The sequence below is a fragment of the Janthinobacterium saanense genome, assembly GCF_014200675.1.
GTDB lineage: Bacteria > Pseudomonadota > Gammaproteobacteria > Burkholderiales > Burkholderiaceae_D > Janthinobacterium.
Genome location: NZ_JACHCI010000033.1, coordinates 1 through 26,970, shown reverse-complemented (window position 1 = coordinate 26,970; position 26,970 = coordinate 1). Strand labels below are relative to the sequence as shown.

At 60.9% G+C, this 26,970-nt stretch carries 24 protein-coding genes; 14 read left to right on the top strand and 10 right to left on the bottom strand.

Features of this window, described 5'->3' with window-relative positions:
• Positions 1 to 113 precede the first annotated feature (113 nt).
• Entirely contained in the window at positions 114 to 2,960 is a 2,847-nt protein-coding gene (locus HDE72_RS26900; protein WP_183748499.1) for a M16 family metallopeptidase, read from the top strand.
• Positions 2,961 to 3,031: 71 nt separating this feature from the next.
• On the opposite strand, the gene HDE72_RS26895 is transcribed toward HDE72_RS26900, so the two are convergent.
• The 4 genes from HDE72_RS26895 to HDE72_RS26880 form a co-directional block, all read right to left on the bottom strand.
• Positions 3,032 to 3,667, bottom strand: coding sequence for a YiaD family glycine zipper/OmpA-like lipoprotein (locus HDE72_RS26895; protein WP_465053043.1), 636 nt, complete (start codon positions 3,665 to 3,667; stop codon positions 3,032 to 3,034).
• Between the two features lie 228 nt (positions 3,668 to 3,895).
• Entirely contained in the window at positions 3,896 to 4,042 is a 147-nt protein-coding gene (locus tag HDE72_RS26890; protein ID WP_121670992.1) for a lmo0937 family membrane protein, read from the bottom strand.
• Positions 4,043 to 4,067: 25 nt separating this feature from the next.
• Entirely contained in the window at positions 4,068 to 4,373 is a 306-nt protein-coding gene (locus HDE72_RS26885; protein ID WP_183748495.1) for a hypothetical protein, read from the bottom strand.
• A gap of 114 nt (positions 4,374 to 4,487) precedes the next feature.
• The gene (locus HDE72_RS26880; protein ID WP_183748493.1) at positions 4,488 to 5,111 is read right to left on the bottom strand and encodes an outer membrane lipoprotein; all 624 of its coding nucleotides are present in this window, start codon (positions 5,109 to 5,111) and stop codon (positions 4,488 to 4,490) included.
• Between the two features lie 210 nt (positions 5,112 to 5,321).
• Between HDE72_RS26880 and HDE72_RS26875 the strand changes: the two genes are divergently transcribed.
• On the top strand, positions 5,322 to 6,065 hold the full coding sequence (locus tag HDE72_RS26875) for a Crp/Fnr family transcriptional regulator (RefSeq protein WP_183748490.1): 744 nt from the start codon (positions 5,322 to 5,324) through the stop codon (positions 6,063 to 6,065).
• 82 nt (positions 6,066 to 6,147) lie between these two features.
• Here HDE72_RS26875 and HDE72_RS26870 read toward each other — a convergent pair whose 3' ends face one another.
• Positions 6,148 to 6,366: a glycine zipper 2TM domain-containing protein gene (locus HDE72_RS26870; RefSeq protein WP_183748488.1), complete on the bottom strand. Its 219-nt coding sequence runs from the start codon at positions 6,364 to 6,366 to the stop codon at positions 6,148 to 6,150.
• A gap of 191 nt (positions 6,367 to 6,557) precedes the next feature.
• Positions 6,558 to 8,585, bottom strand: coding sequence for an AsmA family protein (locus HDE72_RS26865; RefSeq protein WP_183748485.1), 2,028 nt, complete (start codon positions 8,583 to 8,585; stop codon positions 6,558 to 6,560).
• A gap of 293 nt (positions 8,586 to 8,878) precedes the next feature.
• On the opposite strand from HDE72_RS26865, the gene HDE72_RS26860 reads away from it, so the two are divergent.
• The 7 genes from HDE72_RS26860 (at position 8,879) to HDE72_RS26830 (ending at position 13,292) form a co-directional block, all read left to right on the top strand.
• On the top strand, positions 8,879 to 9,220 hold the full coding sequence (locus HDE72_RS26860; protein ID WP_409254988.1) for a DUF4398 domain-containing protein: 342 nt from the start codon (positions 8,879 to 8,881) through the stop codon (positions 9,218 to 9,220).
• A gap of 17 nt (positions 9,221 to 9,237) precedes the next feature.
• Complete coding sequence (locus HDE72_RS26855; protein WP_183748481.1) at positions 9,238 to 10,137, top strand: OmpA family protein; 900 nt, start codon at positions 9,238 to 9,240, stop codon at positions 10,135 to 10,137.
• Positions 10,138 to 10,257: 120 nt separating this feature from the next.
• Entirely contained in the window at positions 10,258 to 10,794 is a 537-nt protein-coding gene (locus HDE72_RS26850) for a ferritin-like domain-containing protein (protein WP_183748479.1), read from the top strand.
• An 88-nt stretch (positions 10,795 to 10,882) separates the two neighbouring features.
• Positions 10,883 to 11,185, top strand: coding sequence for an ElaB/YgaM/YqjD family protein (locus tag HDE72_RS26845; RefSeq protein WP_183748477.1), 303 nt, complete (start codon positions 10,883 to 10,885; stop codon positions 11,183 to 11,185).
• A 17-nt stretch (positions 11,186 to 11,202) separates the two neighbouring features.
• A complete protein-coding gene (locus tag HDE72_RS26840) occupies positions 11,203 to 11,589 on the top strand; it encodes a phage holin family protein (protein WP_183748475.1) in 387 nt (128 codons plus the stop codon).
• A 62-nt stretch (positions 11,590 to 11,651) separates the two neighbouring features.
• On the top strand, positions 11,652 to 11,993 hold the full coding sequence (locus HDE72_RS26835) for a hypothetical protein (protein WP_183748473.1): 342 nt from the start codon (positions 11,652 to 11,654) through the stop codon (positions 11,991 to 11,993).
• A gap of 159 nt (positions 11,994 to 12,152) precedes the next feature.
• Positions 12,153 to 13,292 (top strand): patatin-like phospholipase family protein, encoded by a 1,140-nt coding sequence (locus HDE72_RS26830; RefSeq protein ID WP_183748471.1) that lies wholly within the window; start codon positions 12,153 to 12,155, stop codon positions 13,290 to 13,292.
• 46 nt (positions 13,293 to 13,338) lie between these two features.
• Here the strand turns inward: HDE72_RS26830 and HDE72_RS26825 are convergent, their stop codons facing one another.
• Both HDE72_RS26825 and HDE72_RS26820 read right to left on the bottom strand, forming a co-directional pair.
• A complete protein-coding gene (locus HDE72_RS26825; protein WP_152244651.1) occupies positions 13,339 to 13,491 on the bottom strand; it encodes a DUF3309 family protein in 153 nt (50 codons plus the stop codon).
• A gap of 41 nt (positions 13,492 to 13,532) precedes the next feature.
• Entirely contained in the window at positions 13,533 to 13,970 is a 438-nt protein-coding gene (locus HDE72_RS26820; protein WP_183748469.1) for an outer membrane lipoprotein, read from the bottom strand.
• A gap of 266 nt (positions 13,971 to 14,236) precedes the next feature.
• On the opposite strand from HDE72_RS26820, the gene HDE72_RS26815 reads away from it, so the two are divergent.
• The 3 genes from HDE72_RS26815 (at position 14,237) to HDE72_RS26805 (ending at position 16,489) form a co-directional block, all read left to right on the top strand.
• Complete coding sequence (locus tag HDE72_RS26815) at positions 14,237 to 14,794, top strand: hypothetical protein (RefSeq protein ID WP_183748467.1); 558 nt, start codon at positions 14,237 to 14,239, stop codon at positions 14,792 to 14,794.
• 121 nt (positions 14,795 to 14,915) lie between these two features.
• Positions 14,916 to 15,227: a BON domain-containing protein gene (locus tag HDE72_RS26810; protein WP_183748465.1), complete on the top strand. Its 312-nt coding sequence runs from the start codon at positions 14,916 to 14,918 to the stop codon at positions 15,225 to 15,227.
• Between the two features lie 179 nt (positions 15,228 to 15,406).
• On the top strand, positions 15,407 to 16,489 hold the full coding sequence (locus HDE72_RS26805; RefSeq protein WP_260176985.1) for an AI-2E family transporter: 1,083 nt from the start codon (positions 15,407 to 15,409) through the stop codon (positions 16,487 to 16,489).
• A 10-nt stretch (positions 16,490 to 16,499) separates the two neighbouring features.
• Here HDE72_RS26805 and HDE72_RS26800 read toward each other — a convergent pair whose 3' ends face one another.
• Complete coding sequence (locus tag HDE72_RS26800; protein WP_183748461.1) at positions 16,500 to 17,447, bottom strand: YihY/virulence factor BrkB family protein; 948 nt, start codon at positions 17,445 to 17,447, stop codon at positions 16,500 to 16,502.
• 70 nt (positions 17,448 to 17,517) lie between these two features.
• Positions 17,518 to 18,546, bottom strand: a complete 1,029-nt coding sequence (locus HDE72_RS26795; RefSeq protein WP_183748459.1) for an OmpA family protein — start codon at positions 18,544 to 18,546, stop codon at positions 17,518 to 17,520.
• A 486-nt stretch (positions 18,547 to 19,032) separates the two neighbouring features.
• On the opposite strand from HDE72_RS26795, the gene HDE72_RS26790 reads away from it, so the two are divergent.
• The gene (locus HDE72_RS26790; RefSeq protein ID WP_311735292.1) at positions 19,033 to 24,762 is read left to right on the top strand and encodes an alpha-2-macroglobulin family protein; all 5,730 of its coding nucleotides are present in this window, start codon (positions 19,033 to 19,035) and stop codon (positions 24,760 to 24,762) included.
• Positions 24,759 to 26,861: a penicillin-binding protein 1C gene (pbpC, locus tag HDE72_RS26785; protein WP_183748457.1), complete on the top strand. Its 2,103-nt coding sequence runs from the start codon at positions 24,759 to 24,761 to the stop codon at positions 26,859 to 26,861. The genes HDE72_RS26790 and pbpC overlap by 4 nt, the downstream gene beginning before the upstream one ends.
• Positions 26,862 to 26,970: the final 109 nt, after the last annotated feature.

The following is a 26,970-nucleotide window of genomic DNA, read 5'->3' as shown; positions in this document are numbered from 1 at the left end:
TAATAATTTCACTGATCGGCGAAGACGCAGCGCTGATGCCATGAATATTCTTATGTCTGTACCGTGCGCTGTTTCGTTTTTTTATATTAACGTAGTGTTATCAGGAAGCCGACTTGAAACCGATTACCGCTCTTTTGCTTGCCGCCGGCATATTGTCGCCGACCATATTGCCATCGCTGGCCTTTGCCGCCACCCCTGCTGAAACCGTCAAGACCCAGAAAACCGTTGCGCCTGCCGCCGCCGTCAAGGTCACTTCGGTCGAAGGCATTACCGAATACCGCCTGGCCAATGGCTTGCGCGTGCTGCTGTTCCCCGACGCCAGCAAGCCTACCCTGACCACCAACATCGTTTATCTGGTCGGTTCGCGCCATGAAAACTATGGCGAAACGGGCATGGCCCACTTGCTCGAGCATTTGCTGTTCAAGCCCAGCGCCAATTTCGGCATCAAGAAGGGGACCAAAACCCCGGTCGAAGTGTTGAATTCCACGGGCGCGCAGTTCAACGGCACCACTTGGTACGACCGTACCAATTACTACGCCACCTTCCCGGCCAACGACGACAATCTGCGCCAGATGCTGGCACTGGAAGCAGACCGTATGGTCAACGCCGCCATCGACCAGAACGACCTGTGGAATCCCACCACCCAGAAGGGTGAAATGACGGTGGTGCGCAATGAGTTCGAGATGGGCGAGAGCAATCCGATCCGTGTGACCAGCGAGCGCATCCAGGCAGTCGCCTACGATTGGCACAACTATGGCAAGTCGACCATCGGCGCCCGTTCCGATATCGAGCAAGTCAATATTCCCCGTTTGCGCGCGTTTTATCACAAGTATTACCAGCCTGATAACGCCGTGCTGATGGTGGCGGGCCGCTTCGACGAAGCCAAGGTATTGAAGCAGATCAATGATTTGTTTGGCAAGATACCCAAACCCACGCGCGTGATCGATGCGACCTACACGGCCGAACCGGTGCAGGATGGCGAGCGTTCCGTGACGGTGCGCCGCAGCGGCGGCACGCAGTTCGTCGGCGCCGGCTACCATGTGGCGCCATCGGGCAACCCGGAAGCGGTGGCCATTGAAGTGCTCGGTGAAGTGCTGACCGATGCGCCATCGGGCCGTTTGCACAAGGCGCTGGTGGAAACCAAGCTGGCCAGCAAGGTCGAATTCAATTCGGTCAGCAACCTGGAGCCTGGCTACAATCTGTTTGGCGCGCTGGTGCCGGTAGGCGGCGACCTGGACGCAGCTCAGGCCGCCATGCTGGCCGTGCTGGAAGACATGAAGTCGCATCCGGTGACGGACGCCGAAGTGGCGCGCGTGAAGCAAAACATGCACAAGCAGATCGAACTGGCGACCTCGAATACGGCGCGCCTGACCATCGCCCTGACCGAATCGCTGGCGGCCGGCGACTGGCGTCTGTTCTTCCTGCAGCGCGACCAGCTTGAAAAAGTGACGGCGGCGCAAGTGCAGGCAGCAGCTGAAAAATACCTGAAAACCTCGAACCGCACTCTGGGGCGCTTCATTCCGACCGATACGCCAGACCGCACCGTCGTGCCTGCCTATGCCGACGTGGCGCCGCAACTGGCTGGCTACACGGGGCGCGCGGTGGTGGCGCAGGGCGAAGCGTTTGACCCCAGCCCGGACAATATCGAAGCGCGCACCACGCGTTTCACCTTGCCGAATGGCTTGAAAGGCGCTTTGCTGCCGAAGAAAACCAAGGGCAATACGGTCAGCGTGGTATTGAAACTGCAACTGGGCACGGAAGAGAGCTTGCGCGGCAAGGCTGCCGTCGGCGCTTACACGGCCAACCTGCTGGTGCGTGGTACCGAGCAATTGTCGCGCCAGGAAGTCAAGGACAAGTTCGATCAGCTGGGCACGCAAGTGAATATCCAGGGTGGTCCGGAAGGCGTAACAGCCATGCTGGTGGGCAAGCGCGACAACTTGCCAGCGGCGATGGAACTGCTGGCGCAGGTGCTGCAAAAACCGGCCTTGAGCGAGACGGAATTTGCTGAGCTGCAGCGTGAGCGCGTGGCCCGCGCGGAACAGGATTTGCCTGAACCGCAACCGCAGGCAATCAATGCCTTCCGCCGCCTGCTCGACGCCACGCCGGAAGGCCATGTACGCCACGTGGCTACGCTGCCGGCCGAACTGGCCAGCTTGAAAGCTGTCACGGTTGCCGACGTGAAAGCTTTCCACGATGCCTACTATGGCACCTCGAATGCCACTTTTTCCGCCGTGGGCGACTTCGATGCGGCCGCATTGAAAGCGCAAGTGGCCAGCCTGTACGGCAACTGGAAAGCAGCCCAGCCGTATGTGCGCATTCCGGTTGCCGTGAAACCGGTGAGCGGCCAGAAAATCACCCTGGAAACACCGGACAAGGCCAACAGTGTGCTGTTCGCGGTCCAGCCGCTTCCCCTCAAGGATGACGCTGCCGTCTATCCAGCCTTGCTGATGGCTAACCATATGCTCGGTGGCGGCGCCCTGCGCAGCCGTCTGGCTGACCGCATCCGCCAGAAGGAAGGCTTGTCGTACGGTGTTTCTTCACAACTGAACGTGCCGTCGCGGGAGGCGGCCGGTTACTGGATGGCGTATGCCATCAGCGCGCCGCAAAATACGGTCAAGGTCGAAGCGGCCCTGCGCGAAGAAATCGCCAAGGTACTGGCCGATGGCTTTACGGAAGCCGAACTGGTCGAAGCGAAAAAAGGCTGGCTGCAATCGAAAGAAGTTGGCCGTACGCAAGATACTGGCCTGGCGCGCGAACTGGCAGGCTATCTGGCGGAAGAGCGCACCATGGCGTATGACAAGTCCCTGGAAGCGAAAGTGTCCGCCCTGACCCTGGCGCAGGTGAACCAGGGCTTGCGCGACTACCTGAAGCCGGAAGCCGTATCGATCGTGACTGCGGGCGATTTTGCCAAGGTCGCCAAGGACAGCGAGAGCGGGACCAAGGCAACGACGTCGAAGTAATCGTCTTGACGTAAAAAAACCGCTGGCAAGCAACTGCCAGCGGTTTTTTTTTATGGAAGTTCAGAGAAAACTTAGCGTGGCGCCAGTTCGGCTACATAGATTTCCACGCGGCGATTGCGCGCGCGGCTATTCGCGTCGGCATTCGAGGCGATCGGTTCGCGCGAACCGCGCCCTTCGGTGACGATGCGGGTCGGCGAGACGCCGCGCATGGCCAGGTAGTCGCGCGTATGGGCCGCACGTTCTACCGACAAGGGCTGGTTGATGGCGTCGCTGCCGGTGTTATCCGTATGGCCGATGATGCTGACGGTGGTATTCGGATTGTCGTTCAGGGTGGCAGCGAAGCGGTCGAGGATGGGGCGGAAATTGCCCTTGATGTCGGCGCGGTTGGTATCGAAAGAGATATCGCTGGGGATTTCCATTTTCAGGCGGTTATCGGCCGTTTGCGTTACTTGCACGCCCGTGCCTTGGGTGGCTTGTTCCATCGTGCGTTTCTGGTTTTCCATACGGTTCGACCAGATATTGCCGACCACGGCGCCAGCAGCTGCGCCCAGCAAGGCGCCGCCCGCCGTACGGCCGGCGCTGCCATTGCCCGTCGTGCCGCCGATCAGTGCGCCCAGGCCGGCACCGACACCGGCGCCCGTGGCCGTGCCGCGTTGCGTGCCAGACATATCTGCACAGCCGGAGATGGCCAGGGTGAGGGCCAGCATGCCGGCCACGGTTTTGGCGCCAGGGGCGGTTTTGAATACTTTCATGGATTTTCTCCTAGTGTTGTTATGGGGCGTGCCCAGAGCTTGCCTGCACACGTTACTGCAAAAATGTCTTGTTTGGCAATTGCTTACAAACATATACAAAAGTACATGCAAAGACGGCGCCCGTTTGCACGCGCGCCGCCGCCGGCTTTCGCCATATTGCATGGACCGGGCCAGCGGACCAGTCTATAAACCTCGCCCGCTGATCAGGCGCAGCAATATCATGATCACGGCAACGACCAGCAGAATATGGATGAAGCCGCCTATGGTATAGGAAGTTACCAGGCCCAGCAGCCAGAGAATGATGAGTACTACGGCGATTGTGTAAAGCATGATGGAGTCTCCTGGAGTTAAATTGTCATGATGGATTGTCTGCCTTGTAGGCCTTGCGCACTGTACGCTGGCGTACATAAAGCTGACTTATTGCTGGTCTGTTTTCCACCTCGGTCATGCCGGGTATCCAGGCCAGCATGCCGGCCAGGCCGACGGCGCCAGCCATGCAGCTGAACAAGCCGCCCGTGAGCAGCAGCATGATGCCGAACGCGGGCGCCATTGCGGGCGACGGCGACAGGTCCAGCGCGCAAAAGCCGAGCGTGGTCGCCAGCATGCCGCCGCCGATAAAACTCAGCCAGATCCTGTTGCCGCCCGTATTGTCGTTTTCCATGCTGCCTCCCTTGATCGCTGTGCGGTGGAATTCACCTGTCTGCATCATCTATTGCCATCGCAAGCGCATCTGTACGCGAACGTACATTGTCAAATGGAAAACTTACGCAAGGGTTCAGCCCGCGCGCAAGCCGCCATTCACGACACGTACGCGGTCGCCCTGGCGCCAGCCTGGCGCGGCGTTCTGGTGCACGGTGCGCAGCTTGCCATTGTCCAGGCGCACGACGATGTTGTAGCTATGCGTGGCGCGCACATTGCCTTCGATCTGGTTGCCGGCGACGGCGCCGCCGATGGCGCCCAGTACGGTAGCGATCTGCTGGCCGTGTCCGCCACCGACTTGATGGCCGAGCAAGCCGCCCACCACGGCGCCGCCTGCCGCGCCCACGCCGCTGCCCGAGGCGCGTGTGTCGATTTCATGGATGGACTCGACCACGCCGCAATTGCTGCAGACGGGCGGCGGCGCTGGCGATGTGGCGGGGGCGGCGGCTGCCATTTGCGGTTCGGGCTGTTGCGGTTGCGGCTGTTGAGGCAGGGCGGCCAGCGGCTGCATCCCGGCCGGTGGCTGGTTCGCTTGCAGCGCGGCCATTTGCGTGCTGGAAGTGCTGGCATCGAGCGGGCGGGCATCGCCTTTCGAGGAAGGCAGCCAGCCCATCAGGGCGGCCGTGCCGACGCCGCAAAACAGCAGCACGGCAACAGCGGCTGCCAGCACGAGTGGATGGGCGGATTTGGTGGTGGTCATGGAGTACTCCTGTAGTGCTTCTGGTTTCAATAAAGTGGCTGTTGTGTCGCTGTGCTACTGCTCGTCGTTTGTATCAGTGTGCTGCTCCGTGTCATCGGCTTCCGTGCGTCACCGTACATACAGGACGGTGGCTGCACCGTAGCCTAAGTAAAAATCATGTCGAGATGTAACGACACCAAGGAAAAGGCAAAACCAGTTATGACCGCCACCATGAACTTGCCCCGTGAAGCAGGCCGCTCGGGCGTGAGCCCCTCCGCTGCGGGCAATCGTTTGCTGGCCAGCCTGCCCGAGTCCGACCTGCGTCACCTGGCGGCCCTGTTCGACACCGTCACGGTGGACGTGGGCGAGGTGCTGTACGAACCTGGCCAGCCCATCGGCTACATCTACTTTCCCGACGACTGCCTGATCTCGCTGCTGGCCGTGGCCGAGGGGCGCATGACCCTGGAAGTCGGCTCCGTCGGCCGCGAAGGCGTGATGGGCGCCTCCGTTGCCCTCGGTCACGAACTGGCGCAAGTGCGGGCCGTGGTGCAGCGTTCCGGTAGCGCCAGCCGCATGTCGCGCGACGATTTTTGCGCCGAATTCGCCCAGCTCGATTCCCTGCAACGCTTGCTGTACCGCTATACCGACACCTTGCTGGCGCAGGCGATCCAGATCGCCGTCTGCAGCCGTTTCCACGTGCTCGAAGCGCGCCTGGCCCGTTCCCTGCTGATCACGCGCGACCGTTTGCAATCCGAAAAATTTCATCTGACCCACGAATTCCTGGCGCATACCCTCGGCGTGCGCCGGGTCGGCGTCACCAAGGCGGCCAGTGCCTTGCAGCAGCAAAAACTGATTACCTATAGCCGCGGCAATATCGAGATACTCGATTCGGCCGGACTGGAAGCGGTTTCCTGCCGCTGCTATGAACTGGTCAAGGATGTGGGCGCGATCGGCATGGCGAATGTGTTTATATAGCGTGCTGTGAGCATTGCCGCGTCAGCAGACGCAAAAAAGCGGGACGGGCCATGCAGCGCCCGTCCCGCTTTTTTAGCTATGCTTACTTCGGTTTGACCTGGTTGCCGATCACGCCACCGACGGCGGCGCCGCCGACCGCGCCCACGGCGCTACCGCCCGTCAGCACGGAGCCGGCAACGGCGCCGACGCCCGCGCCGATGGCGGTGTTTTTATCCTGGCCCGACATATTGGCGCAGGCGGTGAGGCTCAAGACGAGTGTGGCGAGCGCAGTGCTTGCGGCGAGTTTTTTGATGGTTTGCATGATGGTTTCTCCTTTAGATTCGAATCCCGTGGCGCTGACATTGGGCGGGATATTGGGCCGGCCGGTGCTTAGGCCTCGCGTCACGTTGCTGGTGTTTCAGGCACGATGTCAGGATAGGATTACGGCAAGGAAGGGTCTGTTCGACAACGCACATAGGTGTGTAACAATTGTAAATGCGCTACATTCGCAAGCTACTGGCGCAGTTTTTTGCCCGGCGCTGGCGCCACCGGTTTGACCCTGGCTTGCGCCAGCAGTGCCGCGCATTCGCTGGTGTCTGCGGGGCCGGCATTGACCAGCGGCAGCAGGGCGGCAAACGGTGCGACCGCCGCCAGCGCCAGCGCGCTGCCGGTACGCAAGGCCAGCACGCCCTTGTCGACACTCACGTCGGGCTGGCTGAAAGTGCCGTGTACATATAAAGGCGAGCGCAGCGAAAAGATGCGCAGGCCCTTGCTGTCCGGCTGCAAGGTCAGGTCCAGCTTTTCATTGCCCAGGTTGACCGTGCCATCGATGTGCAGCACGGCGTCGTCTGTGTCGACGATGAACTGGCGCGTCTGCATCAAGCCCTTGCTGACGACGAAATCGGCGGCCATGCAATTGAGTTTCACTTGTTTGTCGCCGGCCAGCTTGGCGATGACCACGCTGCCGATATTGAGGCCCATTTCTTCCAGCAGCAGCTTGCTGATGCTGCCCCGGTTAATCAATGCCCTGACTTCGCCATTCGAGCTGCCCAGCAGGCTGGCGACGGAATTGCCGGTGGCCGACAGCGAGGCGTCGCCATTGATTTCGCCCACGCTGGCCTGCAAGGCATCGAGCCGGGGAAACAATTGCTTGATATGCAGATGGCGCGCGCTGGCCGTCAATTCGGCGGCGATGCCCTTGGGTATTATTTTGCCGCTACCGTCGAGCTTGATCTGCGAACGCAGGGTGCCGCCGGCGATATTGAAGTTCAGCGGCGCCAGCGACAGCACGCCGTCGTTCAGCAGCACATGCGTGTCGAGGTCGCTGATGGGCAGGTCGGCATCGCGCGTGATCTTGTCGGCGGTGTAGCGCACGTCCGCGTCGAGGCTGGTCCAGCGCTCCGTCTTGAAGGTTTCCACTGGCAATACGCGGCCCGCCGGCTGTTGTTGCGTCACGCCCCGTTCCGACTTGCTGGCACTGGAATCGGCGCCGACCAGGGGGCCGAGGTCGCGAAACTGCAGCAGGCGCGAGTGCACCTCACCTTGCAGCAGATGGCGCGGCTTGCGTGCTGAAAAGGCCAGCTTGCCCTGCACATCGCTGGAGCCGACCTTGCCGGTGAATTTGTCGTAGACCCAGTCGCCGCCACCGGGCGCCAAAGTGCCCGTCAAATGGCCTTCGGTACTGAAATGCGGGGTTTCCGGCAGCAGCACCCCCGTCAGTGCATACAAGCGTGCCATGCTGGGACCGGATACTTGCAGGCGCACATCGAGCGCGGCCAGCCGGGTGGGGCGCGTCAGGGTCCCTTCGATAGCGAGCGATGTCTTGCCTGTCTGTACGCTGGCCTGCACGGGGAACGGTGTGCTGTCTTGCTGCAGCGACAGCACGCTGCCCGCCTTGCCATCGCCTTGCAACTTGTCGCCATGGTAAGTGCCCGACAGCTTCCAGGCGATGCCATAACGGGCATCGCCGCTGAGCGTATCGACGTCGGCTTGCAGCTGCGCCTGCGTGAGCGCGTCCGTCAGGCTGACCGTGCCCTTGCTGAAGACCACGCTTTGCAGCTCCAGCCGCCATGGCGAGGACGGATTTTGTTTGTCGAAAGTCCAGTTGTTCTGGCCATCCTTGTCGCGTAGCAAATGCAAGCGGGGCGCGTCAAAGCGCAACTGGGGAATCACGATCTTTTTTTCAAACAGGGCCAGCGGACTGAGCGAGAACGCCATCTGGCTGACGGTGGCGGCGTCGGCAATCTCGGTCGTCATGGCGGCAGGATTGCCCAGCCGTACGTTTTTCGCTTGCAAATGCGGCCAGGGCAGGTAGCCGCGCCAGCCGGGCTGTGCGGCGCTGTCGGGCTGGGCCCAGGTCAGCGACAAGTCTCCTTCGATGGCGAACGGCCGGCCCAGCGCCTCGCTGGCGCGCGCATTGAGCCAGGGCTTGGCGCGGTTCCAGTCGGCGTGGTTCAGCAGACTGAGCACAGCGGCCAGCGGGACCGCCAGGATCAAGGCAGCGCTGGCGAGGCTGATTTTATGGCGACGGGAAAGAGGCATGGGGCGCTTGGTTTTTAGGAGAGGAACAGGAACTTGTCGATGCTACAGCAAAGCGCTTGTTGCCGCGTTCGCCAGCGTCCTATGGTGCGCTAGCGCACCTTGCCAGCATCCATATTGTTGATTTCCCACTCTATGTGCGGCACCGAACGGATAGCGTCGGAGCTGCGGCCTATAACGTCATACATCAAATGCGATATCCGATACACCCCACGTTCTCCAGGAGAAAAAAAATGACAAGCCGAGACCTTTTGACATCCCCCCTGACCAAGCTGGCCGCCGCCGTTGCCACCGTTATGCTGATGGCTGGTTGCTCCAGCATGAAAACGCCAGCCACGGCCGACGTCGCCGTGTCGCGCGCCGCCGTCGATAACGCCGCCAGTGCCGGCGCCGCCGACCTGGCGCCCGATGAAATGCGTTCGGCCCGCGAAAAAATGGCGCTCGCCAACCAGGCCCTGAAAGACCGCGATTACAAGCGGGCCAGTGAGTTGGCCGACCAGGCGCAAGCCGATGCCAAACTGGCGCAAAGCAAGGCCAATTCGGCCAAGGCCACCACGGCTGCCGATGAAATCAACGAGAACATCCGCGTCATGCGCGAAGAACTCAACCGCGCCAACCAGCAAGCTCCCCAACAATAAAAATACAGGAACCCATCATGCAAAAATCCAACTACACCACCATCCCCGGCCTGCTGGCCATGGCCGCCCTGGTCGCCGCCTGCAGCTCCGCCCCAACCACCACCAGCTTGCTGGACCAGACCCGCGGCGACTACATGGCCGCGCAATCGAATCCGCTGGTGTCTACCTATGCTCCGCGTGAATTCCGCGAAGCGAGCGCTGCGCTGGAAGCGGCCAATGCGGCAGCCGACCGCCGCGATGACAGCGAGAAAGTCGACAAGCTGGCCTACCTGGCCAAGCAAAAAATCGCCACGGCGCAAGAGATTGCCAAACAGAAAGCAGCCGAGGCCGATATCGCCAATGCCGGCAAGCAGCGCGACCAGCTGCGCCTCGATGCGCGCACCCAGGAAGCAGATCAGGCCACGGCCCGCGCCCAGTCGGCCCAGGCGGATGCCGAAGCGGCCAAGGCCCAGGCGCAAAATGCAGAAGCGTCCTTGCGTGATTCCCAGGCCCGCGCCGCTGCGCTGCAACTGCAATTGAACGATCTGGCGGCGAAGAAAACCGACCGCGGCATGGTCATTACCCTGGGCGATGTGCTGTTCGGTACCGACCAGGCCAACCTGACGGGCGACGGCACGAATACGGCGCGCAAGTTGGCTGACGTGCTGAAAAACAATCCGCAGCGCACCGTGCTGATCGAAGGCTTTACCGATAGCACGGGCGGTTCCGCGCATAACCTGGAACTGTCGCAACGGCGCGCCGAATCGGTGCGCAATGCGCTGCTCGATCAAGGCATCGCCCGCGACCGCATCGCCACGCGCGGTTATGGCGCCGCTTACCCGGCTGCCGGCAACGATACGGCGGCCAACCGCCAGTTGAACCGCCGCGTGGAAATCGTGCTGTCGGAAGACAATACGGCCATCCCCGCTCGCCGTTAAGCGCAGTCTTTCGCGTAGTAAGAGGGCGCGGTCCGCAGCGGACCCGCCTGAAGGCAGCACCGGCTGCATTCTTGTTTGTGGCCGGTGGATACCCAATCATCAGTTCAGAAAGGAATCATCATGAGTGCTACCTCTGTTGCCATCCCCGCAGGTATCGATACGGCCGCCATCCGCGCCGCCGCCAAGAATCTCGATGACGGCGCCGTCACGGCCGGTTATCAAGGCGATCGCCAGGACATCATCAGCATGCTCAATGGCGCGCTGGCGACCGAACTGGTGTGCATCGCGCGCTACAAACGCCATTACTACACCGTTAGCGGCCGCGACAATGGCAGTATCAAGGCCGAGTTCCTTGAACATGCCCAGGAAGAGCAGGAACACGCCGACTGGCTGGCCGAACGCATCGTGCAATTGAATGGAAAACCGGATTTTAATCCTGCAACATTGCTCGCGCGTAGTCATGCCGAGTATGATGACTCTGACGACGTGCAAAGTATGGTGCGTGCCAACCTGATCGCCGAGCGCGTGGCGATCGAGTCTTACCGCCAGATGATAGTAAAACTGGGCGATAGCGACCCGACCACGCGGCATTTGTTGATCAAGATCATGGCAGTAGAAGAAGAGCACGCCGATGACATGCGCGATCTGATGGAATAGCATGCTGTAGTCAAGCGTAGTCAAATTAAGTGTCAGAACTTAAAACTGAGAAATTAAAATCATTCATCCACCGCTGAGGAGTTAAACCATGTTGGAAAACAATATCACCACCGTCAATAACGATGTCAAGACTCTGGTCAAGGATGCGCAAGCGCTGTTCAGCGCCGCCGCCGCACTGACGGGCGAAAAAGCCGACGAAGTACGCGTGCGCGGCATGAAAACCCTGGACGCCGCCTTGGTCAAGGCGCAGGAAGCCCAGGCGTCGGCCATCGTCGCCACCAAGCAGATTGCTGCCCAGGCCGATGGCTATGTGAAAGAAAACCCATGGCGCACGGTGGCCGTTGCCGCTGGCGTCGGCGTACTGGTCGGTTTCATCCTGGGCCGCAAGTAATCCATCACAGGAGCGATATGGACAAGTCTGCTTCGTCTCACCAGGGGGCCGGATTGATCGCCTCATTCGCCGGTCTGGCCAGGAACGCGGTCGGACTGATGTTGTCGCGGCTGGAACTGGCGACCATCGAGCTGTCGGAAGTGCGCAATCATGTGCTGCAACTGATTGTGATTTTCGCGCTGGCGACGGTGGCAGGCCTGTTTGCCATCGCTTATGGCAGCGTGCTGATCGTCTTCCTTGCCTGGGATAGCCTAGGCTGGAAGATACTCTTGATCATGACAGCAGTCTTCGTGCTGCTGGCCATCGCCCTGGTCCTGTATGCGCGGGCCATGCTGAGTCAGGGTAAGCTTTCCATGCCGGCCACCATGGCGGAATTGAAGGCCGATCGCGACATGCTGATGTAGTTGCCAGGCGCGGCTGGCACGGGTTTGCCCGTGTTTGCCGCGCTGGCTCACTGGGAGAATTCATGTCGGAAGACAAACTGGCGGCGCAAGCCGCACGCAAGCAGCAATTGATTGCCCAGGGCGAGCTGTATCGCGTGGGCATCGTGCATGCGCGTGCCAATGTAGGCTATGCCCTGCGTCCCGATGCGCTGCTGCAAGGCGTGGTCGAAACGGCGGTCGGTTTTGCCGGCCACCGTGTCGAATCCTTGCTGGTGCCGGGCGGCATGCGCTTGCAGGGCGTGATGCCCTATGTGCTGACGGCGCTGTCCTTCATCGGCCGCAGGAAGCTGGTCAAGCCAGCCCTGGTGCTGGTGACGGTCGCCGCCGTGGCCACCAGCTGGCTGCGCCGCAAGCGCCAGCGCTAAACAAGGCATGCTGACTGAAACGCCGTCATCGACGGCGTTTTTTTTCGCCCTGTGCACATGCCGGCGGGCTTCGGTGCGTGTGCGGGCACGCGATGGCACTATCCCTTACAATGGCTCACGGTGCATACACGCACGCAGACTATGGATGGGGCTATCTTGATGACGACGATGAATCCTTTAAATCCTTCGCGCCTGCGCATTGTGCTGGTGCTGCAGGGCGGCGGCGCCTTGGGCGCGTATCAGGCGGGTGTATATCACGCGCTGCACGAACATGGTTTGGTACCCGACTGGGTGGTGGGTACCTCGATTGGCGCCATCAATGCCGCTATCCTGGCCGGCAACAAGGAAGAAGACCGGCTGGTGCGCCTGAAGCAGTTCTGGGAGCGTATTTCGCACCGCGACAGCATCGACATGACCCTGGTCACCGACCAGCAGCGCCGCTCGAATATCTGGTTAGCTACCCTGGACACCGTCATGCGTGGCGTGCCCGGCTTTTTCAAGCCACGCAATTTCAGCCTGTTTCCAGCGGGGATCAGCGTCGAACCCGAGCAAGCCAGCTTTTACGATACCAGCGAACTGGCCAGCACCTTGAATGAACTGGTCGACTTCGATTACCTGAACCAGCCCGGCGGCATGCGATTGACCGTCAATGCGCTGCGCGTCAAATGTGGCAGCCTGACCAGTTTTGACAGCCAGCAGCAAGCCCTGACGGCCGACCATATCCGCGCCAGCGGCGCCTTGCCGCCCGGTTTTGCCGGCGTGCGCGTCGATGGCGACCTGTATTGGGATGGCGGCCTGTATTCAAATACCCCGCTGGAAACCGTGCTCGACGACACGCCCCACGTCGATACCCTGGTCTTCATGGTGGACTTGTGGAGTTCGGAGGGGCCGGAACCGACCACCCTGGACGAAGTGCAGACGCGGCAAAAGGATGTGACCTTTGCCTCGCGTTCCAAACGCCATATCGAGGACTACGTCAACACGCATACCTTGCAGCACAAATTGCGCGAACTGTATTCCAAATTGCCCGATACGGCGCATAACCGGCGCCAAACGGAAGAACTGGTGGCCTTGGGCTGCGACAGTACCATGCACATCGTGCGCCTGCCCTATGCGGGCCGCGACTGGCATATGGCGGCCAAGGACATCAATTTTTCCAAGGGGTCCATCGAATGGCGCTGGGAGCAGGGTTACCAGGATGCCTTGCGCGCCATCAAGGCCGCCGGCTGGCTGGAATTTGTCACGCAAGACACGCCGCTCATCGTGCATGAGTTGCCGCCGTATGAGCGTGCGGCTTAGTACGCTTTGGATCAAGACGATAAAAAAGGCGCCGTAGCGCCTTTTTTTACAGCCTGCCCGTCAGTAGCAGCAAGATCAGGATGACGACGATTAGCCCCGCCACACCGCTGGGGCCGTAGCCCCAGTTGCGGCTATGCGGCCAGGTGGGCAGCACGCCAACCAAGGCCAGGATCAGGATAATCAGAATGATGGTGCCCATGGTATCTCCTTGTTATTGTTGATTATTGTTCATTGAGATGATTAACGGTAGACGCGGCCATCGACGATGCGCACGCGGTTGCCGGGCTGTAAATTATTCGCATTGTCCTGCACGATGGTGCGGTATTCGCCATTGTCCAGGCGGACGCTGATCTGGTAGTTCAAGCCTGATTGCTGGCGGTTTTCAACCTGGTTGCCGACCACGCCGCCTGCGACGGCGCCTGCGACGGTGGCTGCCGTGCGGCCGCCACCTGAGCCGATGGTGTTGCCCAGCAACGCGCCTGCAATACCGCCGACGATGGCGCCTGCGCCGCTGCTACCGCCGCCGCCCTGTATTACCTGGATGGTATCGATGGTGCCGTAGCTGGAATAGTCGCCCTGGGGCGTGGAATAGTTTTGCGATGGACCAGTATTGGCGCAACCGCTCAGTACGGCGGTGGCGGCGAGCATCAGTGCAGCCAAGGTGGCATTGGTTTTCATTTTATTCTCCTGACGTGGTGTAAGTGTGAGTCCATCTTAGACACGGCGCCATGCCGGGTCTGTACGCTGCCGCACGTACTTATTTCTCGCTGCTACCAGGGCTGGACACTGTGCTTGTGCGCGATTAACGACAAATTTCCTGACTGTTTCACAATAAGTATGCTTGTGTACGGCAGCGTACAGAAGGCGGTGCGCTATCCACGTAAAACGGTAGTCATGCCAAGCAGGCAGGCAAGAAAAATCAAGATTTTGTCAGGGAGTTGTCCATGCAGCAAAAAAGCAGAATCATCGCAGCCGCGCTCGTTAGCCTGGTCTGCGCCAGCTGGGGTGGCCAGGCTGCCGCTGCCAGCACCGAGGCGAAGGCCCTCTACCAATCGGCAAATGAACAGGCTGCCGCCAAATACAAGACGACGCGTGCCCAGTGCGATGGCATCACCGGCAATCCCAAAGATGTCTGTGTCGCCGAAGCGAAGGCCGTGCGTGCCTACGATGAAGCAGTAGCCCAGGCGCAATACACGAATACCTTGCGTGCCTATACCAGGGCCCGCATCAAGATTGCCGACGCAAACTACGATGTCGACCTGGCCCGTTGCGGCAGTTTGACGGGTAACGACAAGGACGTCTGCGTCAAGCTGGCCAAGTCCACCAAGGTTGCAGCCCTGGCCGACGCCAAGGCAGACAAGAAGGTCATCGAAGCGCGCAGCGATGCGCGTGAAGCAAAAAGAAAAGCCGAGTACAAGGTCGCAGCAGAAAAATGCGATGCATTAGCCGGCGCAGCCAGGGATGACTGTATCAAGGCTGCAAAAATCCAGTTCGACGAATGATGCCCGGAGGGTCAGGGCGCCAGGAAGCGGCTGGTATGTGTAGCAGTATGAAAAGCTGTATCAAAAGCTCGTTTGAGCATGTTGTTTGATCGTTAATTGTCCATTCAAAAGGAAAAAAATCATGAAATTCACCAAATCCATCGCCACCGGTCTCTTCGTCGCTTCCCTGTTCGCCGTTGCTGGCTGCGCATCGACCCCGACCAAGGAAGGCACGGGCGAATACGTTGATGACTCCGTACTGACGACCAAGGTCAAGGCCAGCATCTTCAATGAACCTACCCTGAAATCGACGGAAATCAACGTTGAAACCTTCAAGGGCGTGGTACAGCTGAGCGGCTTCGTGGCCAATCCGGAGTCCGTTGCCAAGGCGGGCGACATCGCCCGTGGCGTGAAGGGCGTGAAATCGGTCAAGAACGATATCCGCATCAAGTAATTATCTGACTTGCGCAGCACCTGGCAACACGCAGGTGCTGCGGCCGGTTCTCTACCTCAGCGGAAAAAGCGGAAAAATCCAGCATGGAAACTCAGCCAGCCGAGAGCAATACAGAGCCGGCCGGGCTTGAGCCGACGCAACAAACCGCCAGCGTTGCCGCAGAGCCGCTGCAGCCAGCGTTGCAATTCCCACTGCATGTCAATGCGCGCGGCGTGGCGCTGGGCATTATCGCCACCGTCTGTTTTGTGTTTGCCCTGCAATGGGCGCAGAAGTTCCTGATTCCCGTCGTCTTTGCGATCTTCATCGCTTACACCCTCAACCCCCTCGTCGCCTGGCTGGAAAAAATCCGCATCCGCCGTATCGTCGGCGCCACTGTCATCACCGGACTGATCCTGTTTGGCTCGCTGGTCATGATGGAGCGCGTGCAAGGCGAGTTTGAATCCATCGTCGAAGAAATGCCGGCCGCCACGCACAAGCTGGCCCGTCTGATTGCCACCAGCACGGGCGGCAAGGAAAGCACCTTGCAAAAAGTGCAGGCTGTGGCCAATGAAATCGAACAGGTAGCGGCCGGCGCCGAGGCGCGCCGTGCCGCCAATAAACCCGATACGCCCAATTTCAAGGTCATGGACTGGGTCTGGGCCGGGTCGCTGGGCCTGGTGGGCTTTTTGAGCCAGGCCACCATGGTGATCTTCCTGGTCTTTTTCCTGTTGCTATCGGGCGATACCTTCAAGCGCAAGCTGGTCAAGCTGACGGGACCGTCGCTGAGCCGCAAGAAGGTGACGGTGCATATCCTCGAAGATATCAATACCTCGATCCAGAACTATATGTTCATGCTGCTGGTGACAAATGGCTTGCTGGCGCTGCTGATGTGGATCGCCCTGCGCCTGATCGGCCTGGAAAACGCGGGCGCCTGGGCCATCGTGGCGGGCTTGCTGCACATCATGCCGTATTTCGGCCCGCTGCTGATCACCCTGGCCACCGGGCTGGTCGCCTTTTTGCAATTCGAATCGCTGGAAATGGTCTTGCTGGTGACGGCCACCTCGATGGGCATCGCCACCCTGGTCGGCACTTTTGTGACGACCTGGATGACGGGCCGCATCGCCCGCATGAACCCCACGGCAGTCTTCATCAGCCTGCTGTTCTGGGGCTGGTTGTGGGGCGTGTGGGGCTTGCTGCTGGGCGTGCCCATCATCGTTATCGTCAAGGTCGTGGCCGAGCGGGTGCAAGGCATGGAAGTTATCGCCGAGTTACTCGGCGAATAAATCCTGTTGCCTACGACTGGTGCTGTTTCAGAATTTTTACCACCACATCCCCATCCTCTGTTTTTTCCATGTCTTTCATGCTGCCCAGCTGCAAGGTGAACTGGCGGGTGAATTCTGCGCCCAGGAAGAATATTTGCGCCGAGTAATATACCCACAGCAGCAGGGCGACCAGCGAGCCGGCTGCGCCATAGCTGCTGGCCACGCCGCTGTTGCCGATATACACGCCGATTGCGTACTTACCCAGAGAAAACATGAAGGCCGTGCCCAGCGCGCCTATCATCACGTCGCGCCAGGACAGGCGTACCCGGGGCAGCATCTTGTAGATGACCGCAAACAGGCAGGCGATGACGCCAAAGCCGATCAGGTTCGATAGTATGCTAAACAGGACGGCGGCGTCTTTCCATACGCCTTCCCAGAAATTTTGCAAAATCGCCATGGCGGCGCTGACCACCAGCGACACCATCAACAGAAACGCCAGCACCAGCACCAGGCCGAACGACAGCAGCCGCGTGCGCAGCATGTCCCAGGCGCCTGCCTCTTTCAGGGGCGGCACTTGCCAGATTTCATCGAGGCTGGCCTTTAATTCCGCAAACACGCTGGTCGCGCCAAACAGCAGCAAGCCGCCCGCAATCAGGGTGGCGATACGCCCCTGTTCGTGGCTTTGCGCGCCGGCCAGCACCAGCTGTATCGCTTCCGCTCCCTGTTTGCCCAGCAAGCCCTGCAGTTGTTCCATCAGTTCGCCGCGCGCGGCCGCCTGGCCATAGAAAAAGCCGGCGATGGCGATCACCAGCACCAGGATGGGGGCGACGGAAAACAGGGTGTAATAGGCGAGGGCGGCGCCCTTGCTTGAGGCACGGTGTTCCAGCCATTCGGTGACGGAGCAGACGACGACGCTGCGCATCTGTTTCCAGAATGGACCCAGCCTGGCCAGGCGAGGATAGCGTGAGGGAATACTCATAGTGGCTTTCAATAAAAAAAAGGGGCCGTAGCCCCTTTTTATGCAGTGGCATTCCACTGATGATTAATGCTTACTGTACACGGCGCTCGATGGTGATTTGCTCGACTTCAACGCGACGGTTAGGTTCCAGGCACTTGATCAAGTCAGCGCGTTTCTTGTTATCGCAAGTAACGACTGGATTGGTCGAGCCTTTGCCTTCGGCTGTCAGGCGGTTGGCGGCAACACCGGCGTTGACCAGGTAAGCCTTGACTGCGTCAGCACGTTCCTTCGACAGTTTCAGGTTGTACTTGGGCGCACCGATGCGGTCGGCATAACCACTGATGACCACGTTGTTGACGTCCGGCGCAGCATTGAGCACGCGTGCAATCTCGTCCAGCCTCGATTGCGTTGGGCCCAGCTTGGCGCTGTCGAAAGCGAACAGTTCGGTCGCCGACAACGTCACTTTCTCAAATCGCGGTTGCGGTGGCGGCGGTGGAGGCGGCGGTGGAGGTGGTGGCGGCGGTGGCGCGATCACTTCCTGGCGTGGTGGCGGCGGTGGTGCAGGCGGTTTGTCGAACGCGTAGTTCAGGCCCACCGTAACGTAGTAGTTGTTGGCCTTGCTGCTGGCGAAGGTATCGCCACGCAGGAAACCATGCACGTTGCGGATATCGACCTGGGTCGACCACTGGTCGTTGATCTTGCCCTGGAAGCCCAGGCCGACGCTGGCGTATGGCGAGCTCTTGCTGCGGTCACCCAGCGCGCCGGTATCCTTGTCGCGTTGCATACCAGCACCGATCAGTACGAAGGGAGCGAAGGCTGGATCGCGGCTGAACAGGTACAAGCCATCAACGCCCAGCGTGTTTTGCTGGTAGCGCGTGCCATTGTTGCCTTTGGAGCGGGCATAGGTGGTGCCGAACTGGATATCCCATTCAGGCGACACCGGCTTACCAAAGCGCAGACCAGCGCCATAACCAGTTTTGCTGGTTGAAAAGTCTGAATCGGGTTTGAGTGCATTGATGCTAGGTTGAATATACCAGGATGGGTTAATTTCCTGGGCCTGTGCGCCGAGGGCGGAGCACAAGACTGCGGCGGCAACGGCGATTTTTTTTAGATTATTCACAAGTAACTCCCAACGTTGAAAGAGATTTTCTCTACTGCCTACAAACACAGACTGCCAAACATTAATAAGAATTAAATATCAATACTAATAAGATGCGGTTTGATGACAGGTCTGGACAGGTGCGATACACGCAACATTTGCACTGCTGTTGGACTTGAGAATACGGATCCAAGTTCGACCGGTCGGTGCGTTAGCGCACAAAGCATTGTTGTATATCAATGGTGTTGCAGTTTGACGACAAAAACAACTCATTTCGACGAAGAAAATTTTTATAAGCCGGACATAAGAGGAAAAGAGAGAAGTTCCTGCTGCTTGTTACCGTCTGGCGAACAACTTATTTCTAACTTGTCACTGTATATTATCAATATTGTTGGCGATTAACACCGATATTACATTGGTGTTGTATTCCTGCCGCGTTCGATAGAGAAACAATTCCGTTTTACCCCTATGCGGCGCCATTGCGCCTTTCTATTCAGGAGTTACTCCGTGCCCAAGGTTACTTTCCGCAAGGCTACTCTTTCCATGCTCGCCCGTTTTACTTTGCCGGCGCTATTGATGCTGCCGCTGGGTGCGGCCTTGCCAGCCCTGGCCGACAGTGGCGTGGCGGTGTTTTCACCGAGCGGCACGGTCAAGGCGGTGCGCCAGGTGCGGGCGCAGTTCGGCACGCCGATGGTGCCGTTTGGCGACATGGCGCTGGCCGATCCATTCAGCGTCGATTGCGGCTCAGCCGAGTCTGCCGTGGTGGCGGGCAAGGGGCGCTGGGCCGATGAGCGTAACTGGAGTTACGATTTCGAACGTGACCTGCCCGCTGGCGTGGCCTGTACATTTGCCTTGAAACCGGCAGTGAAAGACCTGGCGGGCCAGCCATTGACAGGCGATTCCAGCTACCGCTTTGACACGGGCGGGCCAGCCATCGTCGAGGCCACGCCTTACGATGGCCAGCCGTATATCGATGAAAACCAGATCTTCGTGCTGGGACTCGACGCCGTCGCCAGCGAGGCCAGCATCACGGACTACGCCTATTGCAGCGCGGAAGGCATCAATGAAAAGATCGGCGTGCGCCTGTTGCAGGGCAAGCAGCTGCAGCAGGTACTGGCCCTGCGCAAGAATTTTGTCGACCGCTATCTGAATGTGTATTTCAAGTCGCGTGGCGTGGTGTGGAAGGTGGGCATGCCCATGTTCGTCAAAGGCGCGCCGCCGCTGCCCGTCACCGTGCTGCAATGCAAGCGCAGTTTTCCCGCCAACGCCAAGGTGACACTGGTGTGGGGCGCGGGCATCGCTACCGCCGGCGCCCAGCCGATTGCCACGCAAAAGGCGCAGAGCCTGCACTACAAGACGCGGCCCGATTTCACCGCCAAATTCAGCTGCGAGCGCAGCAATCCCAAGGATCAGTGCATTCCCTTCCTGCCGTTGCGCCTGCAGTTTTCCGCGCCCGTGCAAGCCTCGCTGGTGCGTGCCATCACCCTGAAAGGCGGCGGCAAGACGTATGTGCCGTCGATATCCAAGGAAGAAGAAAAGGCGGAATTCCTGACCGACGCCACCTTCAAAGGCCCGTTCCCCGAGCAGGCCAGCTTTGTACTGGGCTTGCCGAATAAATTGACGGACGATGCGGGCCGCAGCTTGCTGAACCGCGCACGCTTTCCCATGACGGTGCGCACGGGCGAACAGCCGCCCTTGCTGAAATTTCCTGCGCCCTTCGGCATCCTGGAAGCCAAGGGCGATGGCTTGTTGCCGGTCACCGTGCGCAATATCGAGCCTGTGCTGACGGGCAAGGAAGCGGCATCGGGCGCGACCTTGCGCGTGCCCGACAATGACGACAAGTTCGTCATCGACTGGATGCGCCGCTTGTCGGGTGGTGGCGGTGACAATGAAAACTGGCAGCCCGGCGAGCAATATGCGGGCAATATGAGCAAATCCGTGCTGAATGGTGCGGCTGGCACGCGCACCTTCAAGCTGCCCCGTCCCGATGGCAAGAAGACCTTTGAAGTGATCGGCATTCCCCTCGTCAAGCCCGGCTTTTATGTGGTGGAACTGGCTAGCCCGATCCTGGGCAAGACCTTGCTGGGCAAACCCGCTACCGCCTACATCCACACAGCCGCGCTGGTGACCAACCTGGCCGCCCACTTCAAGCATGGCGCGCAATCGTCGCTGGTGTGGGTGACCTCGCTGGACAAGGGCGCGCCGGTGGCCAAGGCGCAGGTGGCGGTGCGCGATTGCAGTGGCAAGCAGCTTTGGCAAGGTCTGACGGGCGCCGATGGCGTGGCCCGTATCGACGGCGAACTGGCGCGCTCCACTTGCAAGAACAATGGCAGTTATTTTGTCAGTGCGCGCAGCGGCGGCGACATGACGTTCACCATGTCGGACTGGGTGGGCGGCATCGAATCCTGGCGCTTCAATTTACCCACCGATGACACGCGCGCCGACAATACCTTGCTGGCCACGGTGTTCGACCGCAGCTTGCTGCGCGCCGGTGAAACCGTGCACATGAAGCATTTCATCCGCCGCCACACGGACCAGGGCCTCTCTTTGGTCGACAAAAATAATGGCCCTGGCAGCGCCACGGCGGTCGTCATCACGCACCAAGGCAGTGAGCAGACTTACCAGCTGCCGCTGCGCTGGTCGGCCAGCGGCACGGCGGAAAACGAATGGACCATCCCGGCGTACGCCAGGCAGGGTGAATATGAAGTCAGCATGGCGGGCAAACCGTCGGGCAGCTTCCGCGTGGAAGCGTTCCGCGTGCCGACCATGAAAGCCGTGCTGCAGGGGCCGAAAACGCCTGCCGTGCAAGTGTCGCAAGTCGCCCTCGATGCGCAGATCAATTACCTGGCGGGCGGCGCTGCCACCAATGCGCCCGTCAAGCTGCGCACGGTGTTGCAAGACAAGAGCGTGTCGTTTGCCGATTATGCCGATTTCAGTTTCAGCAACGGCGATGTGAAAGAAGGGCTGGTCAAGCAGGGCGCCGGTTATGACGACGATGAGAATGCATGGCAGGACGAAGGCAGCGCGGCGGCGGGATCAGCCGCGGCGCGCACGCAAAACCTGAACCTGGACAAGGCGGGCGGCGCGCGTTTCGTGATCGACCAGTTGCCGCAGTCAGCTACGCCGCGCGACCTGGTGGCGGAAATGGCGTTCCAGGATGCGAATGGCGAGACGGCCTCGGTGGCCACCCGCGTGCCCTTGTGGCCATCGAACTATGTGATCGGCATCAAGCCCGATGCCTGGGCCTTGAGCCGAGAACAATTCAAGTTCACGGTGGCGGTGCTGTCCACTGAAGGCAAGCCCGTGAGCAATGCGGTTGTCGCCGTCGATTTTTTCCAGCGCAATAGCTATTCGCACCGCCGGCGGCTGATCGGCGGCTTTTACGCCTATGAAAACGAGAGTGACATCGTCAAGCTGGGCCCCGCTTGCAGCGGCAAGACCGATAACAAGGCACTGTTGATTTGCGAAGTGAAGGCGCCCGCCAGCGGTAATTTGATTTTGCGCGCGCGCACCGAAGATGGCCAGGGCCGTGCGGCGCTTGCTAACCGCGAAACCTGGGTGGCCGGCAGCGGCGACTGGTGGTTCAACGCCAGCGATAGCGACCGCATCGACGTGCTGCCCGAGAAGAAGCGCTATGAACCGGGCGAGCAGGCCAGCCTGCAGGTGCGCATGCCGTTTCGTGAAGGCACGGCCCTGATCACGGTGGAGCGCGAAGGCATACTCGACACCTATGTGCGGCCTTTGAATGGCCGCGAGCCGGTGGTCAGCATCCCCGTCAAGCCTAACTATGCGCCGAATGTGTATGTCTCCGTGTTCGTGGTGCGGGGCCGGGTCGATGGCGTGCAGCCGACAGCCCTGGTCGACCTGGGCAAACCGGCTTACAAGATGGGCATCGCGCCCTTGAACGTGGGCTGGCAGGCGCATGAATTGAAGGTGATGGTGGTCTCTGACAAAGAGGTCTACCGCACGCGCGAGAAAGCCGAAGTATCCGTGCGCGTGCGCCGCGCCGATGGCCAGGTTTTACCGGCTGGCGCGGAAGTGGCGCTGGCTGCCGTCGACACGGGTTTGCTGGAACTGATGCCCAACGATAGCTGGAAGCTGCTCGACACCATGATGGGGCAGCGCAGCCTGCAGGTGGAAACCTCGACCGCGCAAATGCAGGTGATCGGCAAGCGCCATTTCGGCCGCAAGGCTTTCCCGGCCGGCGGTGGCGGCGGCAAGGGCGCCAGCCGCGAGCTGTTCGACACCCTGCTGTTCTGGAAGGCCACCGTCAAGCTCGACGCCAAGGGCGAGGCGACCGTGCAAGTGCCGCTCAACGACTCTTTGAGCGGTTTTCGTATCGTCGCCGTCGCCAGCGCTGGCCAGCAATTGTTCGGTACCGGCAGCACCGATATCCGCAGCTCGCAAGACTTGATATTACTGTCAGGCTTGCCGCAGCTGGTGCGCGAAGGCGACCAGTTGCGCGCCGGTTTTACGGTGCGTAATACGTCGAATGCGTCCCTGAACGTGGAACTGAACGCCAGCGCGGCAGGTAAAACTTTGCCGCGCCAGAGCGTGAGCCTGGCGGCGGGCGAGGCGCGCGAGATCGGCTGGAATTACCAGGTGCCGATGAATGCCGCCAGCATCGTGTGGGAAGTCAGCGCCAAGGCTGGGGCCAACATGGACAAGCTGAAGGTCACGCAAAAGGTGGGCCAGGCCACGCCGCTGCGCACCTATCAGGCGACCCTGCTGCAGCTCGATCAGCCCCGGAATATGTCAGTGCAGATGCCGGCCGGCGCGGTGGCTGGCCGGGGTGGCGTCCAGACCAGCTTTGCGGCCAGCCTGGGTGGCGAGCTGCCCGGCGTGCGTGAATATATGGCGGCCTATCCTTACACCTGCTTCGAGCAGAATACCTCGAAAGCGATCGCCTTGCGCGACACGGCTGCGTGGAACCAGCTGGCGGCCAGCTTGCCCGCCTATCTCGATGGCGACGGCTTGCTGAAGTATTTTCCGATGATGGAGCAGGGCAGCGATACCCTGACGGCCTATGTCTTGTCCGCCACGGCCGAAGCGGGGTACGCGATACCCGAACAGACGAAAAACCGCATGGAAGAAGGCTTGACGGCCTTCGTGCAGGGCCGCATCGTGCGCCATTCCGCTTTGGCGACGACCGACCTGGCCGTGCGCAAGCTGGCTGCGCTGGAAGCCTTGTCGCGCTCGAACAAGGTGCCGCCCGATGCGCTGGAAAGCATCAGCATCAACCCGAACCTGTGGCCGACTTCGGCCCTGATCGACTGGAGCTTGCTGTTGCAGCGCACGCCCAAGCTGGCCCGCCGCGATGCGCAGCTGGCCGAGGTGCAGCAGATCCTGCGCTCGCGCCTGAACTTCCAGGGCACGAGCATGGGCTTTTCCACCGAACGCAAGGATAACTGGTGGTGGTTGATGGTATCGGGCGACGTCAACGCCAACCGCTTGCTGCTGGCCGTGCTGGACAACCCCGCGTGGAAAGACGATATCGGCCGCCTGGCGCGCGGCGCCATGGGCCGCCAGAAGCAGGGCCGCTGGGATACGACGGTGGCCAATGCCTGGGGCACCCTGGCCATGGCCAAGTTCTCGGCCAAGTTTGAAGCCACGCCGGTGACAGGCAGCAGCACGGTCAAGCTGGGCGGCGATACGCAGACGCTGGCCTGGAACGGTGCCGCGAAAGTCGGCCCTGTGCTGCAGGCGTGGCCAAAAGCGGTGGATACCTTGAGCATGGCCCACAATGGCGCGGGCAAGCCCTGGGCCACGGTGCAAAGCGTGGCCGCGATTCCCCTCACGGCGCCGCTTTCCAGCGGTTACACCTTGAAGAAAACCATCACGCCGGTGGAGCAGAAAACGGCGGGTGTCTGGTCGCGCGGCGATGTCTACCGCGTGCGCCTCGATTTGACGGCGCAAACGGACATGAGCTGGGTGGTGGTCGACGATCCTATTCCCGCCAGCGCCACGGTGCTGGGCAATGGCCTGGGCCGCGATTCGCAGCTGTCGACCGCCGGTGAAAAATCCACGGGCTGGGTCTGGCCGACATTCGAAGAGCGCGCCGTCGACGCCTTCCGTGCCTACTATGCCTTCGTGCCGAAAGGTGCGTGGAGCGTGGAATACACGGTGCGTCTGAATAACGCGGGGGACTTCAGTTTGCCGGCCAGCCGGGTCGAAGCCATGTACTCGCCCGAACTGTTTGGCGCGGCGCCCAACGCAAACGTGAAGGTGGCGCAGTGAAGTCCTTGCTTGTCATTTTGGCGTGCACCTGGTCCTGTGCGGCCCTGGCGCAAGCCACCCTGACGCCGGGCCAGGTGCAGGCAGCCTACCGCAGTTCGGAAGCGCAACTGCTGGACCGCGATGGCCAGCCGCTGCAATCGCTGCGGGTGGACATGCAGGCGCGCCGCTTGCCGTGGGTGGCGCTGGCCGATATTTCACCGGCCTTGCAGCAAGCCGTGCTGCTGGCCGAAGACCAGCGCTTCATGCGTCACGGTGGGGTGGATATCTCCGCGCTGGCCACGGCTGCCTGGGACAATCTGTTTGCGGCAAAGCCGCGTGGCGCGTCCACCATCACCATGCAGCTGGCCGGCCAGCTCGATGCGGATTTGAAGGCGCAAGCGGGCGGGCGCAGCCTGCGCCAGAAGTGGGACCAGATACGCGCCGCGCAAGCGATCGAGCAAAGCTGGAGCAAGGCGCAGATTTTTGAAGCCTACTTGAATCTGGTCTCGTTCCGGGGCGAGCTGCAGGGCGTGGCGGCCGCTTCCTACGGCTTGTTCGGCAAGGCGCCCTCGGGCCTGAACCAGACCGACAGCATCATCCTGGCCAGCCTGGTGCGCGCGCCGAATGCGCCGCTGGCGGTCGTGACGCGGCGTGCCTGTGCGCTGGCCAGGGAAAGCCGCATGGACAGCAGTTGCCAGCTGATCGGCCAGCGCGTGTTGACTGCCCTGCAGCGCAACGCTTTCTACGTCGACCTGGCGCCCGCGCCGCAAGTGGCGCGGCAGTTGCTCAAGCAGCCTGGCGTGGCCGTGCGCAGCACGCTCGATGGCCCCTTGCAGCGTTTTGCACAGGCCAATCTGCGCCAGCAACTGGCCTCCCTGCGCGAGCGCAACGTCAACGATGGCGCCATCGTCGTGCTGGATAACCGCAGCGGCGACATCCTCGCCTACGTCGGCAATGCGGGCGGCAAGGAAGTCGATGGCGTGACGGCGCTGCGCCAGGCCGGCTCCACCTTGAAGCCATTCTTGTACGAGCTGGCCATCGAGCGCCGTTTGATGACGGCCGCCTCCATCATGGACGACACGCCGCTCGATATCGCCACCGGTTCCGGCGTGTATGCGCCGCAAAACTACGACCGCAATTTCAAGGGTTATGTCAGCGCCCGCACCAGTCTGGCCAGTTCGCTCAACATCCCGGCCGTGCGCACGGTGCTGCTGACAGGGCAGGACAGCTTTTACAACCGCCTGAAAGACGTGGGCCTATCGAGCCTGACGGAACCGGCTGAATACTACGGCCCCTCGCTGGCGCTGGGTGCTTCGGAAGTCAGCTTGCTGGAACTGGCCAATGCCTATCGCGTGCTGGCCAATGGCGGACAATTCACCCTGGCCAGCCTGCAGCCCGGCCAGGGGGGCGGCACGCGCCGCGTGATGGATGCGGGCGCTGCGTTTATCGTGGGCGACATCCTGGCCGATCGCGCGGCGCGCAGCGTGACCTTTGGCTTGCGCAATGAACTGGGCACGAACTTCTGGAGCGCCGTCAAGACGGGCACCAGCAAGGATATGCGCGACAACTGGTGTGTCGGATATTCGCAGCGCTACACGGTCGGTGTCTGGGTCGGCAATTTTGATGGCCAGCCCATGTGGGATGTCTCGGGCGTGACGGGCGCCGCGCCCGTGTGGCGCGACGTAATGGATTATTTGCATAAAAATGTCGCCAGCCATGCACCGTCTCCGCCCAAAGGTCTGTTGCAGCAGCAGGTGACTTACCAGCCCGCGCTGGAAGCGCCGCGCCGCGAGTGGTTCATGGCCGGTACCGAAAGCCCCGTTTTCGCCGTGGTGGGCGACGCGCATCGCGCGCCCGCCATCGTGTATCCAGCTGACGACAGCATCCTGGCGATCGACCCCGATATCCCGCAAAGCTTGCAGCGCGTGTTTTTTCAGGCCCAGGGCAGCCAGGGCTTGCGCTGGGTGCTCGATGGGACCGACCTGGGGCCGGCCGACGACAGTTTCAGCTGGCGCCCGGCGCCAGGCAAGCATGTGCTGGCGCTGGTTGATGGCGAAGGCAAGACGCTGGCGCAAGCAGGTTTCCAGGTGCGCGGCAATGCGCTGGCGCAGCTGAAATGAGCAGGTGTCAATTGGCCGGATAATTGGCCGGATCGATGGCTGGCGCAACGCGGTGCCGGAACACGTCGCCGCCGTGCGGGTGATGCTGGGTGCGGCGCTTTTCATCTGA

Bases quoted from the DNA above. Each gene is read 5' to 3' on its own strand.
- HDE72_RS26860 (WP_409254988.1), top strand. From the start codon at position 8,879: ATGCTGATGGCTGGTTGCTCCAGCATGAAAACGCCAGCCACGGCCGAC.
- HDE72_RS26870 (WP_183748488.1), bottom strand. From the start codon at position 6,366: ATGCAAACCATCAAAAAACTCGCCGCAAGCACTGCGCTCGCCACACTC.
- HDE72_RS26825 (WP_152244651.1), bottom strand. From the start codon at position 13,491: ATGGGCACCATCATTCTGATTATCCTGATCCTGGCCTTGGTTGGCGTG.
- HDE72_RS26865 (WP_183748485.1), bottom strand. From the start codon at position 8,585: ATGCCTCTTTCCCGTCGCCATAAAATCAGCCTCGCCAGCGCTGCCTTG.
- HDE72_RS26840 (WP_183748475.1), top strand. From the start codon at position 11,203: ATGGACAAGTCTGCTTCGTCTCACCAGGGGGCCGGATTGATCGCCTCA.
- HDE72_RS26820 (WP_183748469.1), bottom strand. From the start codon at position 13,970: ATGAAAACCAATGCCACCTTGGCTGCACTGATGCTCGCCGCCACCGCC.
- HDE72_RS26885 (WP_183748495.1), bottom strand. From the start codon at position 4,373: ATGGAAAACGACAATACGGGCGGCAACAGGATCTGGCTGAGTTTTATC.
- HDE72_RS26850 (WP_183748479.1), top strand. From the start codon at position 10,258: ATGAGTGCTACCTCTGTTGCCATCCCCGCAGGTATCGATACGGCCGCC.
- HDE72_RS26855 (WP_183748481.1), top strand. From the start codon at position 9,238: ATGCAAAAATCCAACTACACCACCATCCCCGGCCTGCTGGCCATGGCC.
- HDE72_RS26830 (WP_183748471.1), top strand. From the start codon at position 12,153: ATGACGACGATGAATCCTTTAAATCCTTCGCGCCTGCGCATTGTGCTG.
- HDE72_RS26880 (WP_183748493.1), bottom strand. From the start codon at position 5,111: ATGACCACCACCAAATCCGCCCATCCACTCGTGCTGGCAGCCGCTGTT.
- HDE72_RS26800 (WP_183748461.1), bottom strand. From the start codon at position 17,447: ATGAGTATTCCCTCACGCTATCCTCGCCTGGCCAGGCTGGGTCCATTC.
- HDE72_RS26895 (WP_465053043.1), bottom strand. From the start codon at position 3,667: ATGCTGGCCCTCACCCTGGCCATCTCCGGCTGTGCAGATATGTCTGGC.
- HDE72_RS26810 (WP_183748465.1), top strand. From the start codon at position 14,916: ATGAAATTCACCAAATCCATCGCCACCGGTCTCTTCGTCGCTTCCCTG.
- HDE72_RS26875 (WP_183748490.1), top strand. From the start codon at position 5,322: ATGAACTTGCCCCGTGAAGCAGGCCGCTCGGGCGTGAGCCCCTCCGCT.
- HDE72_RS26890 (WP_121670992.1), bottom strand. From the start codon at position 4,042: ATGCTTTACACAATCGCCGTAGTACTCATCATTCTCTGGCTGCTGGGC.
- HDE72_RS26845 (WP_183748477.1), top strand. From the start codon at position 10,883: ATGTTGGAAAACAATATCACCACCGTCAATAACGATGTCAAGACTCTG.
- HDE72_RS26835 (WP_183748473.1), top strand. From the start codon at position 11,652: ATGTCGGAAGACAAACTGGCGGCGCAAGCCGCACGCAAGCAGCAATTG.
- HDE72_RS26815 (WP_183748467.1), top strand. From the start codon at position 14,237: ATGCAGCAAAAAAGCAGAATCATCGCAGCCGCGCTCGTTAGCCTGGTC.